Annotated in this window: 13 protein-coding genes; 6 read left to right on the top strand and 7 right to left on the bottom strand. The window is 72.3% G+C overall.

The genetic code is table 11. The features are described 5' to 3' along the window. The 3 genes from SYYSPA8_RS35350 to SYYSPA8_RS35340 all read right to left on the bottom strand — a co-directional run bounded on the left by SYYSPA8_RS35350 (window position 1) and on the right by SYYSPA8_RS35340 (window position 2,912). Window positions 1-825, bottom strand: a complete 825-nt coding sequence (locus SYYSPA8_RS35350; protein WP_323451554.1) for an ABC transporter permease — start codon at window positions 823-825, stop codon at window positions 1-3. Then, entirely contained in the window at window positions 822-1,724 is a 903-nt protein-coding gene (locus tag SYYSPA8_RS35345; RefSeq protein ID WP_323451553.1) for an ABC transporter ATP-binding protein, read from the bottom strand. The genes SYYSPA8_RS35350 and SYYSPA8_RS35345 overlap by 4 nt, the downstream gene beginning before the upstream one ends. 276 nt (window positions 1,725-2,000) lie before the next feature. After that, a complete protein-coding gene (locus SYYSPA8_RS35340; RefSeq protein ID WP_323451552.1) occupies window positions 2,001-2,912 on the bottom strand; it encodes an FG-GAP repeat domain-containing protein in 912 nt (303 codons plus the stop codon). A gap of 188 nt (window positions 2,913-3,100) precedes the next feature. Here SYYSPA8_RS35340 and SYYSPA8_RS35335 point away from each other — a divergent pair, with 188 nt between their 5' ends. Continuing rightward, window positions 3,101-3,871, top strand: coding sequence for an HAD family hydrolase (locus SYYSPA8_RS35335; RefSeq protein ID WP_323451551.1), 771 nt, complete (start codon window positions 3,101-3,103; stop codon window positions 3,869-3,871). Window positions 3,872-3,908: 37 nt separating this feature from the next. On the opposite strand, the gene SYYSPA8_RS35330 is transcribed toward SYYSPA8_RS35335, so the two are convergent. From SYYSPA8_RS35330 to SYYSPA8_RS35315, 4 genes are read right to left on the bottom strand one after another with little or no spacing between them, the layout of a single operon-like run. Further along, window positions 3,909-4,808 (bottom strand): SAM-dependent methyltransferase, encoded by a 900-nt coding sequence (locus SYYSPA8_RS35330; protein WP_323451550.1) that lies wholly within the window; start codon window positions 4,806-4,808, stop codon window positions 3,909-3,911. Next, window positions 4,805-5,455, bottom strand: coding sequence for a cysteine hydrolase family protein (locus SYYSPA8_RS35325; protein ID WP_323451549.1), 651 nt, complete (start codon window positions 5,453-5,455; stop codon window positions 4,805-4,807). Before SYYSPA8_RS35325 ends, SYYSPA8_RS35330 begins: the two co-directional genes overlap by 4 nt. After that, complete coding sequence (locus tag SYYSPA8_RS35320) at window positions 5,452-6,579, bottom strand: isocitrate/isopropylmalate family dehydrogenase (protein ID WP_323451569.1); 1,128 nt, start codon at window positions 6,577-6,579, stop codon at window positions 5,452-5,454. Before SYYSPA8_RS35320 ends, SYYSPA8_RS35325 begins: the two co-directional genes overlap by 4 nt. 53 nt (window positions 6,580-6,632) lie before the next feature. Continuing rightward, window positions 6,633-7,169 (bottom strand): EF-hand domain-containing protein, encoded by a 537-nt coding sequence (locus SYYSPA8_RS35315; RefSeq protein WP_323451548.1) that lies wholly within the window; start codon window positions 7,167-7,169, stop codon window positions 6,633-6,635. Window positions 7,170-7,808: 639 nt separating this feature from the next. On the opposite strand from SYYSPA8_RS35315, the gene melC1 reads away from it, so the two are divergent. The 5 genes from melC1 (at window position 7,809) to SYYSPA8_RS35290 (ending at window position 13,646) form a co-directional block, all read left to right on the top strand. Continuing rightward, window positions 7,809-8,246 (top strand): apotyrosinase chaperone MelC1, encoded by a 438-nt coding sequence (gene melC1, locus SYYSPA8_RS35310; protein ID WP_323451547.1) that lies wholly within the window; start codon window positions 7,809-7,811, stop codon window positions 8,244-8,246. A 15-nt stretch (window positions 8,247-8,261) separates the two neighbouring features. Further along, window positions 8,262-9,056 carry a tyrosinase family protein gene (locus tag SYYSPA8_RS35305; RefSeq protein ID WP_323451546.1) on the top strand — a complete coding sequence of 265 codons (795 nt, stop codon included), beginning with the start codon at window positions 8,262-8,264 and terminating at the stop codon, window positions 9,054-9,056. A 251-nt stretch (window positions 9,057-9,307) separates the two neighbouring features. Then, window positions 9,308-10,471, top strand: coding sequence for a hypothetical protein (locus SYYSPA8_RS35300; RefSeq protein ID WP_323451545.1), 1,164 nt, complete (start codon window positions 9,308-9,310; stop codon window positions 10,469-10,471). A gap of 293 nt (window positions 10,472-10,764) precedes the next feature. After that, window positions 10,765-11,259, top strand: a complete 495-nt coding sequence (locus SYYSPA8_RS35295; protein ID WP_323451544.1) for a hypothetical protein — start codon at window positions 10,765-10,767, stop codon at window positions 11,257-11,259. A gap of 116 nt (window positions 11,260-11,375) precedes the next feature. Next, window positions 11,376-13,646: a tetratricopeptide repeat protein gene (locus tag SYYSPA8_RS35290; RefSeq protein WP_323451543.1), complete on the top strand. Its 2,271-nt coding sequence runs from the start codon at window positions 11,376-11,378 to the stop codon at window positions 13,644-13,646. The last annotated feature ends 100 nt before the right edge of the window (window positions 13,647-13,746 follow it).

The raw sequence follows: 13,746 nt of genomic DNA, 5'->3' as shown, positions 1-13,746 counted from the left end.
TCACTCCCACGTGAACCAGCGCCGGGCCGCCGCGATCAGCAGCACCGCCCACAGGGCCATGATTCCCAGGTGCGTCCAACTCGGCCACTGTCCGGCGGCGGTGGCGTCGAGGGCCCGGGCGGCGGCGCCCGGCGGGGTGAGGGTCACCAGGTGCCGCAGGAGGTCGGGCATGGTCGCCACCGGCATCCAGACACCCGCCGTGAACATCGCGGGGAAGAACACCGCCGAGCCCACCGCCTGCGTGATCTTGGTGGTGCGGCAGACGGCGGAGACGGTGGCGCCGAGTGCCAGGGTGGCCAGCGTGACGAGGGCGAGCGCCACCCCGTATCCGACGAGGTGGCGGGGCAGGGCCACGTCGAAGACGATCCGGCCCACGGCGAGGGCGAGCAGCGAGGAGAGGGCGACGGCGGCGCCGTGCAGGGCGATCTGCGCGCCGATCAGGGATCCGGGCCTGATGGGCGTGGTGGACATGCGGCGCAGGATGCCGCGTTCCCGGTAGCCGGTGAGGACGGGCGGCATGGTCTGGAGCCCGGCCGTGAGCACGGCGAGCAGGACGGCGATGGGGACGTACAGGTCCACGACGCGCAGGCCGCCGAGGTCGGTCGAGTGCTCCCGGTTGGAGGGGATGGCGCCCAGGATGCACAGCAGGAGCGTGGGGAAGGCCAGGACCCAGAAGAGGGCGGCGGGCTCGCGCAGGAGCAGGCGTGTCTCGGTCTTGAGGACGGCGGTGGCGCTGCCTTTGACGGATGTCGTACGGGTACGGGTTCGGGTACGGGTGCGGCTGAGCGGGAGGGCGCGGGTTCGGGGGCGGGTGCGGGTGGTCATGCGTCCTGTCCCGTCAGGTCGAGGTAGGCGTCGTCCAAGGTGGCCTCGGTGACGCGGAGGTGGTGGGCGGAGATGCCCCGCCCGGCGAGCAGCGAGAGCACGGCGTGCACGGTCTCGTCCGTGCCGTTGACCACGATGCGGCCGTCCTTGTACGCCACGGACGCGACCGACGGCAGTTCCGACAGCAGCCGCGCCTCGATCGGGGCGGAGGGTGTGAAGGAGACCTCCGTGCTGCCCGCGGTGCGTCCGATCAGCCCGGACGGGGTGTCCAGTGCGGTGATCCGGCCCTTGTCGATCAGGGCGATCCGGTCGCACAGGCGCTGTGCCTCCTCCATGAAGTGCGTGACCAGCAGCACGGTGACGCCGCTGTCGCGGATCTCCTGGATGAGTTGCCAGGTGTCACGGCGGGCGCGTGGGTCGAGGCCGGTGGTCAGCTCGTCCAGGACGACGACGTCGGGCCTGCCGACCAGGGCGAGCGCGATGGACAGGCGCTGCTTCTGGCCGCCGGAGAGCTTCGCGAACCGGGTGCGGAGCGTGTCGGTGAGTCCGAGGCGATCGGCGAGGGCCCGCCAGTCGGCGGGGGCCGGATAGCAGGCGGCGTACAGTTCGAGCGCTTCGCGGACGGTGATCCTGGGCTGTAGTTCACTCTCCTGGAGCTGTGCGCCCAGGACGCGGGTGACGGATTCGCGGTCGGTGACGGGGTCGTACCCGGCGACGCGGACGCTGCCGCCGTCGGGGCGCCGCAGCCCTTCCACGCACTCGACGGTGGTGGTCTTGCCGGCGCCGTTGGGGCCGAGGATCCCGAAGATCTCGCATTCCTCGATCCGGAAGGATATGCCGTCGACGGCCCTCTTCTTTCCGTATGTCTTGCGCAGGTCGCTGACTTCGACGATTGCCATGGGTACGAGGGTGCCGTGACGGGGCGGGGGCACACATCGGCCTTCACGCTCGAAGGGGTATCAGCCGATCGGTTGATGGCCCGGTACGCGTGGTGGTCCGCCGGTGGGGACCGTCCGACAGGGTGTGGGGTGCGACGCGTGCCGCCGCCGCGGCTCGGTGCTCTTCGGCGAGGTGCCGGGGATCGGATCCGCACCTCGCCGAGTCCGCGATCACGGTCACGGTCACGGTGACTGGGACCATGACCGTGACCGTGGCAGTGACGATGAGCAGACCTGTCAGAAGAGGTCCCGGTACTGCTGGAAGCCCGTACCGATCCTGATGCGGGGCTTGAACGGCGCGGACGCCTTGCCGGTGCCCCTGTAGAGCCACAGGCCGCCCTTAGGGTCGCGCGCGAGCAGGTCGCTGCGGCGGTCGGCGTCGACATCGCCCGTGGCCACCAGCTTGTTGAACTGGTTCCAGCCATCGCCGACCCTGACCCGCGGGGCGAACGGCTTGCGCCCGTCGCCGGTGCCCTTGTACAGCCAGAGCACGCCCCGCTTGTCGCGGGCGACGATGTCCGCCCTGGTGTCGCCGGAGAGGTCACCGACCCCGGTGATCTGCGCGTACTGGTTCCAGCCATCGCCGACCCTGACGCGCGGCGCCAGTGTGCCGCCCGCCCTGGTCTCGAAGCGCCACAGAACACCCTGCCTGTCACGGGCCAGCAGATCGGTGCGGGCGCCCCGGGCCAGCGTGCCGGGGGACAGGACTCTGGTGTACTGGTTCCAGCCGGTGGCCACCTTCGTGAGTTTCCCGCCGCGCCACAGGTTGAGCACCCCGTTGGACATGACGTGGTACGAGCCGTCCTGGTACCCGGTCAGGTCGGGGTCGACCGATACGGAGTAGGCGAGCCCCTTCCAGGCACCGACACCCGTAGGATCGCCGAAACCGCCCTTCCCGTCCGGCATGTAGACGTCCTCGTGGCCGGACGGCAGGATCCCGATCAGGAAGAAGAAGGGCGCGGTGGGCGTCGGTCCGGGCGCGGCCCTGTCGGTGCGCTGAGCGGCATGCCCCGTCGGATCGGGCGCCGCACCGGAGGCCTCGGGGGTCGCCGCGACGGCGGTGCCGGTGAGCGTGGCGGCCGCGATGACGGCCGTCGCCGCGGTGGCCAGGTGCGGAAGGCCGCGCGGGCGGTGGGTGGGTCGCTTCACAAGGAACTCCGGATGGTCGAAGGAAGGTCGAAGGAAGGTCGAAGGGAGTCGAAGGGAGGAACCGGCCGCAGGACATGTCACGCCGATGAGCGGCAGGCCGGAGCGCGTGTTCCGGCGCAGGTCGATGCCGGTCCCCCCGGTTGCGGAGGTCAAACACTAGATCAGACGTGGATGGATATCATCTGTTAATGATCACTCCCGGCGCCCGCACGACGGTCTTCGACATCGACGGCACGCTCTCCTTCGACGGGCACTCCATCGACCACCGGATCCTCGCCGCGATCGAGGCCTGCGAGCGCGCCGGCCACCATCTGGTCTTCGCCTCCGCCCGCCCGGTGCGGGACCTCCTGCCCGTCCTGGGTGGCGCCTTCCCCGCCGCCACGCTGATCGGCGGCAACGGCAGCCTGGTCTCCGTCGGCGGCCAGGTCCGGGCCCGGGCCGCGTTCGGCCGCGACGGACTCGGCCGGCTGCTGGCGGAGGCCGACCGGTACCGGGCTGGCTATCTCGCCGACGGCCCCTGGGACTACGCCTACACGGGACCCGCCGGCCACCCGATCCTGGGCCGCGTCGACCAGGGACACCTGGCCCGCAGGGTGGAGATCGCCGACCTGCCCTCGGTGGTGAAGTTCCTCGTGGTCGACGCGACCGACATGACGGCCCTCGCCGAGGCCTGCCGTGCGCTCGGGATGACCGTCAACCACCACCTCGACGAGGCGATCATCGACATCGCCCCGGGCGCCACGACGAAACGGGAGGCCCTGGCCTCGCTCGGGATCGACGTCTACGACGCCTTCGGCAACGACATCAACGATCTCGGCCTGCTGGGCGGCGCACAGCACGCGGTCCGGGTCGGCAGCCACCCGGGCCTGGACGGCGTCGCCGATGTCACCGTCGCCCCCGATCCGCACGCTGTCGCCGCGGAGATCTCCCGGCTGGCCGCGGCGGCGCCCGTCGCCTGACACGTTCGCCCGAGACACTCGCCCCCGTCCCCGAGGCTCACGCCCGCCCCGCCGTCGCGAAGGTCCAGCGGTTGGCCGCCAGGGCGTCGTCCGGTTCGGGCCGGGGCCCGCGGCCGTGCACGGCGCTGAACTCGTACGGAGTGTGCACCGCCACCGCCCAGCCCCGCGCCCGCAGTGCCCGGGCCGAGTCGGGGCGCGGCCCCGCCGCGAACAGCCGGTGCAGATCGAGGCCGAGGCGTCGGCGCACCTCCGTGTAGACAGGGCCGCCGCGCACCCGCGCCGACTCGCCCGCCAGGTCCTTGGTCTCGTACGCGAGGCTGCTGCCGGGCGCGCTCAGCCGGGCGACGGAGGCGATCAGCCGCCGCTCGGCCGGGGCCGGGAGGTAGAGCAGCAGCCCCTCCGCGAGCCAGGCGGTCGGCGCGGCGGGATCGAAGCCGGCGCACAGCAGTGCCGTGGCCCAGTCGTGCCGCAGGTCGGCGGCGAGCGCCCGGCGTTCCGCGGTGGGGGCGGCCCCGGTGGCGTCGAGCACGGTCCGTTTGAACTCCAGCACCTCCGCCGAGTCGATCTCGTACACGACACAGCCGTGCGGCCAGCCCAGGCGGAACGCCCGGGAGTCCAGGCCCGCGCCGAGCAGGACCACCTGCCGGGTGCCGGAGCGCGCGCGGGCGAGCAGGTGGTCGTCCAGGACGCGGGTGCGCAGCGCGAAGTACCCGCCGAGCCGCCCCCAGAGCGGGTCGGCGGCTCCGCCCGGGACGTGGTCGGGGTGGAGCGGCCAGCCGGCCGTGTCCGGCGCGGCGCGGACGAAGGGCGCGGCGAACGGATCGCGGGCGAGGGCGTCCGGGCGGTGGGTCTCGATGGCGCGGGCGGCGGCCACCAGCAGCGCCGTACGGCCCACCCCCGCGATCACACCCCGGGGCGGTGCGGACGGACGGCTCACTCCCGCTGCCCTTCCCCGCTCGGTACGGGTTCGCCGGCGCCCCCGGCGTACGGCGGCGCGTCCCACGCCGCCGGGTCGTCGGCGGTCGTGACCCGGGCGCCGTAGAGCGTGCTCATGAAGCCCAGCATGTCGTCGGTGGGGAGGTACAGCGCGGTCGTGCAGTCGCGCAGGACGGTGAGGTGGAAGCCCTTCTGGAAGGCGGTACGGGCGGTGGAGTCGACGCACACGTCCGTGAACAGGCCGGTGAGGACGAGATGTCCGACCCCCCGGCGCCGCAGCAGCTCTTCGAGATCCGTGCCGAGGAAGGCGTCGAACACGGCCTTCTTGGTGACGACGGCCTCCCCGGGCGCGGGGGCGACGCCGTGGAACTCCGCTCCCCGGGTGCCCTCCAGGCACTTCGGCGCACTTCCCCGGCGGGCATCGCGGCTGCTCCAGCTCGCGCCCTGGTACTCCGGGTCGCCGACGAAGCGGACGAACACCGGCTCCACGCCCCGCCGCCGGGCCCGCGCCACGGCCCGGACGGTGCCCGCGACGGCGCTGTGCAGCGCGGCCGGGTCCGTGCCGAAGCGGGCCTCGGCCCGGGGCCCGGTGCAGAAGTCGTTCTGCACGTCCACCACGAGCAGGGCGGTGCGTATCGGGCCGGTCATGATCCGCCGGCCCGTGCGGTCGAGCCCGCCCGGACGCCCCGGACGCCCCGGACGCCTCGGACGTCGCCGGGCGGATCGAGGGCCGCGAGCACGGCGTCGACCACGGCGGTGGTGGAGTGCCGCCCACCGAGGTCGGCCGTGCGCACGCCCTGTCCACCGACGGCCGCGAGGGCCGCCTCGGTGGCGGCGACGGCACCCGCGCACCCCGCGTGATGTTCGGCGATCCGCGCCGCCGCGCGGACGGTGGCCAGCGGATTGACCCGGTCAAGACCGGCCAGGTCGTCGGCGGAGCCGTGGACGGTCTGGTACTCCGTCAACCGTCCGAGCGCCGGATCGAGGAAGACGTTCTCGGCGCAACGGGTCTCCTGCGGGCCGCACCCGTACCGGTCCAGCAGCATGACGTGCATGATGTCGGCCCACTCGTTCCCGGCGACGAGGACGGTGCGGTCGGGCAGCCCTTCGGCGAGGAGCCCGCGATTGACGGTGTCCGGCTGGAACACCTCGACGGGGATCCCGGACCGGCGTGCCGCGCCCGCCACCCAGGAGTCGAACGCGCCGTCCAGCAGATGGAACTTGTACGCCATCACGACCCGCCCGATCCGCCCGTCGGGCCAGGCGTGCCGGGCCCGCTCCAGGGCGTATCCGACGACTGCATCGGTGATCTCCTGACTGAGGACCATCGTGCGGGTGATCCGGCCCGGTATGTGCCTGTTCTCACCGGTGTAGAAGCCCTGGGCCTGGTCCCGTACCAGCAGCAGGGACCTTTCTCCGGCCCTCCCGCCGGAGGTGAGCAGGTCCGTCTTCACCGCCCGCAGACGGCTCCTGACCAGATACAGGGACTGCGCGTTGATCGCGGTACGGAACAGGGCCGTGGCGCCCCGGGCCGCCAGACCACGGCAGTACGCCTCGTAGTGGTCGGCGTCCTCGGCCGTCAGCCGCTGGATCTCCGCCACCCCGGACTCCTCGCGGAGCGACACGTACGAGTGGTAGAGCCGCGGGGAGCGGACGATCTCCACCCCCGCCGGGTGCGCGGCGGTGAGCGCGCCCAGGGCCCGTTCGAAGACCTCCGCCAGCTCACCGCCCGTACCCCGGCCCACGGCCAGCCCGACGACGGGCCGCTCCAAGGCCGGTCCCGCCGTGTCCGCCGCGTCCGCCGTGCGCACCGGACTCGGGTCCGTCACGAGGCCGCGCCCGGGACGAGGTGGTCACCGGCGATGCCGGACTTGTCGGGGTGGTAGTAGTCCCGGATGCCCTCCGCCCAGACGGCGACCGGGATCCGGTCGCCTTCCACGGGACCGAAGGCGTCGAAGAGCGTCTCGATGTTGGGGCGTTCGAATCCGATGGCGGTCATCAGGGCGACGAAGTCGGCGCGCACGACGAATCCGTCGCCGTCCGGGTCGCCCATCCCGGCCAGCGCCCGCGCGAACTCGTCGGCGGCGGCGTCGAACCGGCCCGGATCGAGCACGACGGCGGAGAACTCCTGTGGGCTGATCCGCCCGTCGCCGTCGGTGTCCAGCTCGGCCACCAGCGTGTCGGCGTACCGCAGAAAGGCGGCGAGCAGCGCCCGCCCGGCCTCCTCGCCGGCGGCCGGGAGGGCGTCGACGGTCCGGCGGGCCATCAGCTCAAAATCGGCCGGCTCCAGGAAGCCGTTCCCGTCGGCGTCGAAGAGGGTGAAGACGAGCCGCGCGCGGGCGGCGGCCTCGGTGGTGGGCATGGTGCGGCACCTCTGCTTCCCGGTGTGTGGCGGTGCCCGGGGCGGGCCCGGGCGTCGGTCGCCCGGGACGCGCCCGGGGCGGTCGATCCACTATCCGGCCTCCGCGAGCCGCCGGTCGGGGGAATTCGGTGCGGTGCACACGAACGAAGGCATTGCGGCGGCGCGGCGCATAGGACGGCTCACGCCGGGAATAAAGGATCACCTTCACGTCCTGGCATAGCGCTCCGAGAGCCGGCTCGTACACGCCCTCCCCGATTGCCGCCCTCGGGCAGCAATTCCGTATCCGCCATTTCGGCCATGCGCTGTCCGATTCTCAACGATCCGGCGCTGGGTGCAAGGAACTGGCAACGCTAGTTCCGGACACCTTTTCTGTGCGGGCGGGGCGGCGACAGGTCTGACGGTGGCGCGATTTCTTCTGCGGCGCCAGGCGATTTCATAGGGATTATCCACTCCGATCCGTGAAGACCGTACCCAGCGGAGGGCCTTCGGCCAGGAGTCTGGGAATACGACATGTCCGTATCGCGACCAACCATGAATCAGACACTTCTTTCCGCCCCACCTGACCCGGTAGAGATGAAGCAACGGCCCGAAAAGAGCCGATGGGTCGTCTCCCATCATGTACCAGGGGGTTTCTCTGTCATGTCCAAAATAACCCGCCGCCAGATCGTGGGTACCGTCGCCGGTGCCGCCGCAGGCATGGCGGTCGTCGGCGCAGCCGCCGCGTCCGCGCAGCCCACGACGGGGCAGCCGCGAGAAAGGGCCAGGGCCGGGGCGGACGGGCCCGCCGCGTTCGACGAGGTCCATCAGGGGCGCCGGATCCAGGGCATCCCGGCGGAGGGCGGAACCCAGGCCCAGGCCCACACCCACGCCCATGAAAAGAACGCGCACGGGCACGCCCATCACAGCACCGGCGGCTACCGCGTCCTCGTCGACGGGCGCGAGCTGCGGCTCATGCGGATGGCCGACGGCTGGGCCAGCTCGGTCAACCACTACCAGCGGTTCCCCGACCCGCGCGCCGCCGCCCGCGCCGCCGTCGTCTCGTTGCGGGGCGCCCACCTCGTACCCCTCAACGCCTGATCAGGAGCATCCGCCATGAGCGTACGCAAGAACCAGGCCGATCTGACGGCCGCCGAACGGAAGGCGTTCGTGGACGCCGTCCTGGAACTCAAGCGCATCGGCAAGTACGACCCGTTCGTCACGCTGCACCGGAACATATTCATGGTGGGTCCCGAGCCCGTGGCGCACGGCTCGCCCTCGTTCCTGTCGTGGCACCGGAAGTACCTCATCGATTTCGAGGACGCGCTCAAATCCATCGACCCCGCCGTCTCGCTGCCCTACTGGGACTGGACGGTCGACCGCACCCCCGCCTCCTCGCTCTGGGCGCCCGACTTCCTCGGCGGGACCGGACGGGAGCTGGACTGGCAGGTCATGGACGGGCCCTTCGCCCACTCCGGGGGCAGGTGGCCCATCACCGTACAGGCGATGAACCGCCCCTTCCTCAGCCGCCACCTGGGCCGGTGGGTGAACACCCTGCCGACCCGGGCCGAGGTGGACGCCGCGCTCGCCAGTCCCGTGTACGACGCGGCGCCCTGGAACGGGCTCGCCACCTCCGGCTTCCGCAACGCGCTTGAGGACCTGCACAACCTGGTGCATGTCTGGGTCGGCGGCGACATGAACTTCGACGTCTCCCCCAACGACCCGGTGTTCTGGCTGCACCACTGTTTCGTGGACAAGCTCTGGTCCGACTGGCAGAAGCGGTACCCGGGCGCGTCCTACCTCCCCGCCGGGAACACTCCCGGGGTCCTCGACGTGAACGAGCCCATGCACCCCTGGACCACGACCGCCTGGGGGACGCTGGACCACGCGCCCTACTACTCCTACGCGTAGACAGCAGAAGACCCCGGTCCCTGGAGCGGGACCGGGGTCTGATCGAGCGCTGGGCAGGCCTCGCACCTGCATCCCCCCACGGGAAGTGGGGTGTCTTTCCTTGGACCACCAACGCCTGTCCCGTCGCCGTGATGACCACCGGCGCGAGCACAAGATCAACTATAACGCAGGGCAGAGCCTCGGCCAACCGGCGGGGCCATGGCGTCACCGTACGATCCCGGGAGAGCCGCACGCACGATCAGGAGAGTCACATGCATGATTTCGACACCCCGGTCCCGGAATCCGCCGAGTGGGAGGCATGGCTGGAGTACGCGGACGCGCTGACCGCGGCGGGCGACCCGCGGGGGGAGGCGATACGGCTGGAACACCTCTGCGAGACCGGGGACGGGGGCGGGGACGCGGCGGCGCTCGCGGCGGCCTACGGCCGGGTGGAGCGGCAGCTCGGGCTCGACGGCCTGCGCGACGACGGATCCTGGCGGTTCACCTGGTCCCGCGGGTTCATCGACGAGGCGTCCTTCCTGCTCACGGAGGAGGCCGGGCCGCAGCGGCGGGCGCTGGTCGAACGGCTCCTCGCCGGCCTGCCCCACGCCGGGTCCTTCGATCCGGCGGATCCCGAGCAGTGGGAGGGGGCTCTGATCGACGCTCTGCTGTCCCACCCGGCCACCCGCCTGCTGCGCACCCTGGAACTGCGACTCACCGACTACCACCACTCCGCGGAACGCGCCGCTGTCGCGCTGGCCCGGCGGCGACGGCCCCGCCTCGAAGCCCTGCGTTTCGGCCACGACTTCGACGTCCTCTTCGAACTCCACCCGACATCGGCGGGAAACCGGGTCGAGCCCGAGACGTATCTGCATGCCGCGGTGGTGTCCGAGGAGGCCGGGAACGCCCTCTGGGAGGCGTTGCCCGCGCTGCGCACTCTGGGCCTCGAAGGCGCGTTCCTGTTCTGCGACGTGCGGCACGACGCCCTGACACATCTGCGGATCAGAGGGGCCGTCTTCGCGGACGGCTCCTTGTTCACGGCCTCGACGCCCGCGCTCGAATCGCTGACGGTCGAGATCGATGTCGATGTCCACGGTGTCGCGGCCTCGAACGCCGTCCTCGGTCATCTCGACCCGTCGTGGCATCCCCGGCTGCGGAGTCTCGACCTGAGCCAGGCGTACTTCGAACCCGAGGAGGCCGGTGACTTCGTCGTACTCGCGGACTCACCGATACTGCCCCAGCTCGCGGAACTGGACCTCAGGGAGCTGGTGATCGAGGACGCGATCGACGGACGGGAGCCGCCGGCCGTGCTGGCGGAACTGGCCCCGCGCTTCGCCCACCTCGATCTTTACGTGCGGGGGGACATCATCGTCGAGGGTGCGGACGACGGGGAGGTCGATCGGGTACTGTCCGCTCTCGCGCACGGTTCGGATTGAGCGGCGTACCGGAGAGTCAGGGCTGCCGCCGGTCGGCGGGCGGGGCGGTCGGGGCACGTACGGGATGCTCACCCAGTACGGCGGAGGCGTCCGGGCGACCCCACAGAGAGGGCCCGCGCCCTCGGCCCGCCCTCGGCCCGCCCTCCGGAGTCCAAGCCCTGACCAGCAGGAACAGAACGCTGCGACCGGGGCGCGGCAGCGTTAGGGTCCCGTTGTGGTGTCCGGTGTTGCGCGGAGGTGGGGGTCTGGTGGCGGGCGGTGCGGTGCCGAGCCGAGGTGTTCTGTGGTCGGCGGTGGGCGGAGGACTGCTCGTCTCCGGCGGGCTGATCGTTCTGCCGTTGCTGACGGATCTGGATGTCGGGGACAAGGTCGCCGGGATCGTCGGCGCGGTCATGGCGGTGGTGGCCGTGGTGGCCGCGATCGCCCTGGCCCACGCGGCTCGGACGGGCACGGGCACGGGCGGCGGGGCACGGATCCGTGTGGGCCGCCGGGGGACTGTGGTCGTCGGCGACGTCACCGGCAGCGCGGTCGGCGACCGTTCGCAGGTGACCGGCTCACCCGCGCCCGCGACGCCCCGGGGTCCGTCGACGCCCCCGGCGTCGCCCGTGCCGGGGGACGGCGCGGACGTACGGGTCGCTCCGGACGGCACCGCGATCATCGGTGACCTCACCGGCAGCGCCCTGGGCGACGACTCCCACGTCACCCACGCGCGTTCCGCCGGCGGTGACAGCCCCGGTCGTACGGACGGTACGGCGGCCGGCGGGCCCGGGGCGGACGGCGGCCGGTGACCCCTTCGTTCTGGAAGAGATCCCCCTGGACGAGCGGGAAGTCCGGAAAGTACGGGAAGTACGGGGAGTCCGGGGACCCGGCGGAAGCGGAAGGCGGCCCGTCCGGGAGCACCTCGGTGCCCGGACCCGCCTCCCCCGCCGTCCCGGAGGTCCGCACCGAGTTCCGCGTGGGCAGGGACGGTACCGGTGTCCTCGGGAACACCGACCGCAGCGCGCTGGGCGCGCACAGCAGCGTCACCAACGTCGAGCAGCACTTCCACCCGCCGGGCCGGACCGCCGTGGTGTGGCCGGTGGCGGTCGGCCAGATCCCGCAGCTGGCGTCCGCGTCCCAACCGCGTGCGGTACTGCGGGAACAGGTGGATTCGGCCCGGTCGGCGGGGGGTTCGGTGGTGTTGACGCAGGTGTTGTCCGGCGGGGGCGGGGTCGGAAAGACCCAGCTCGCCGCCGCGTACGCCGTCGAAGCCCTCCAGGAGGAGCGGGCGGATCTGGTGGTGTGGGCCACCGCGATGGACGAGCAGCAGATCGTCACCGAGTACGCCCGCGCCGCCGTCCTCGTGGAGGCGCCGGGCGCCGAGGGGTCGGATCCGGAGACGGACGCGCGCGCGTTCCTCGCCTGGCTGGCCACCACGGAACGGCGGTGGCTCGTCGTCCTCGACAACATCGCCGGCCCGGAGGCCGTCCGGCGGTGGTGGCCGCCCGCCGGTGGTACGGGGAGCGGTTCGGGGTGGGTACTGGCGACGACGCGCCTGGAGGACGCCTACTTCACCGGCGGCGGCCGTACGCGGGTGCGCGTCGGCGTCTACACCCCGGGTGAGGCTCAGGCCTATCTCCGGGAGCGCCTCGCCGCGGAGGACGCCGGGCATCTCCTCGACGAGCGGGCGGGGGATCTGGCGGAGGCTCTGGGGTATCTGCCGCTCGCGCTCGGGCACGCGGCCGCCCTGATGATCAACGAGGATCTGTCGTGCACCGGCTATGTGGAGCTGTTCACCGACCGGCGGGCGCGGCTCGGCGACATGCTCCCGGCGTCGGCGGACACCGAGGGGTACGGCCGCGAGATCGCCACCACCCTCGTCCTGGCCCTCGACGCCGCCCGGGCCGGCGACCCGAGCGGGCTTGCCGGGCCCGTACTCCACCTGGTCTCCCTCCTCGACCCCGCCGGGCACCCCGCCGCGCTCTGGGAGACCGAGCCGGTCGTCGGTCACCTCGCGCGGAACGCCCGGCGGGAGGACGCCGACGCGGATCCGCCGGGCACCGGGGAACGGGAATCCCGGCGTCCGGCCCCCGGGGAGGTCCGTCGCGCGCTCAGGCTCCTCCACCGCTACGCCCTCATCAGCCACCATGGCGAGGGACCCCGGGCCGTACGCATCCACGCGCTCACCGCCCGCGCCGTCCGCGAGACCCTGGACGACGCCCGACTGGGCATGCTCGCGACGACCGCGGCCGACGGGCTCCTCGCCGCCTGGCCCGATCCCGACACCGGCCCCGCCCACCGGTCGCTCGCCACCGCACTGCGCGCCAACGCGGACGCCCTGCACCACCACTCCGGCGACCATCTCTGGCACCCGGACGCGCACGTCCTCCTCTTCAAAACCTGCCACAGCCTCGACGACGGCGGCCTGTACGCTGCGGCTGTCGCGCATTGGCGGGAGATGACCGTCCGCAGCGAGCGCGTCCTGGGGCCCGACCATCCCCACACCCTCAGCACCTGCGGCAGCCTCGGCGGCGCCTACCAGCAAGTCGGCCGCACCGACGAAGCCATCCATCTCCTCGAACCACTTCATGCCGACTGCGAGCGTGTCCTGGGGCGCGAACATCCCAACACCCTCGCCATCCGCGGCAATCTCGCCACCTGCTACTGGCAAGCCGGTCGCATATCCGAGGCCGTGCGGATCGAGGAACAGCTCCTCGCGATTCGCGAACGCGTCCACGGACCCGAGCACCCCGACACCCTCACCACCCTCAACAACCTCGCCGGTTCCTATCTGATGGCCGACCGTACCGACGAGGCCGTCGACCTCTTCGAACAGGCCCATACCGGTCGCGAGCGCGTCCTGGGGCGCGAGCACCCCGACGCCCTCACCACCCGCGGCAATCTCGCCTACGCCTACCGGAAGGCCGGCCGCAACGACGAAGCCATCCGGATCGAGGAACAGCTCCTCCCCACCCGGGAGCGTGTCCTGGGGCCCGACCATCCCGACACCCTCACCACCCGCAACAACCTCGCCCACGCCTACCGGAGGGCCGGCCGCGACGAGGAGGCCGTCCGCCTGTTCGAACAGGTTCTGGCCGACAGCAGACGCGTCCTCGGACCGGACCACCCCGACACGGCATCGGCAAAGGAGACGCTGGCCGCATGGAGGAAGGGGCCGGACGCGGGCGGGATGTAACGGGAGGTGCGGCGACGGGTTCGCGTGCCGGCCTCCGGCGGCCCCGGTGCCGGCCCCGGGCGGCAGGGACCCGTACGCCGCCTGATCGTGCTCGGCCGGC

The organism is Streptomyces yaizuensis, from assembly GCF_034961445.1.
GTDB lineage: Bacteria > Actinomycetota > Actinomycetes > Streptomycetales > Streptomycetaceae > Streptomyces > Streptomyces yaizuensis.
The sequence above is the reverse complement of the archived record's forward strand: the minus strand, read 5'-3'. Positions and strand labels throughout refer to the sequence as shown.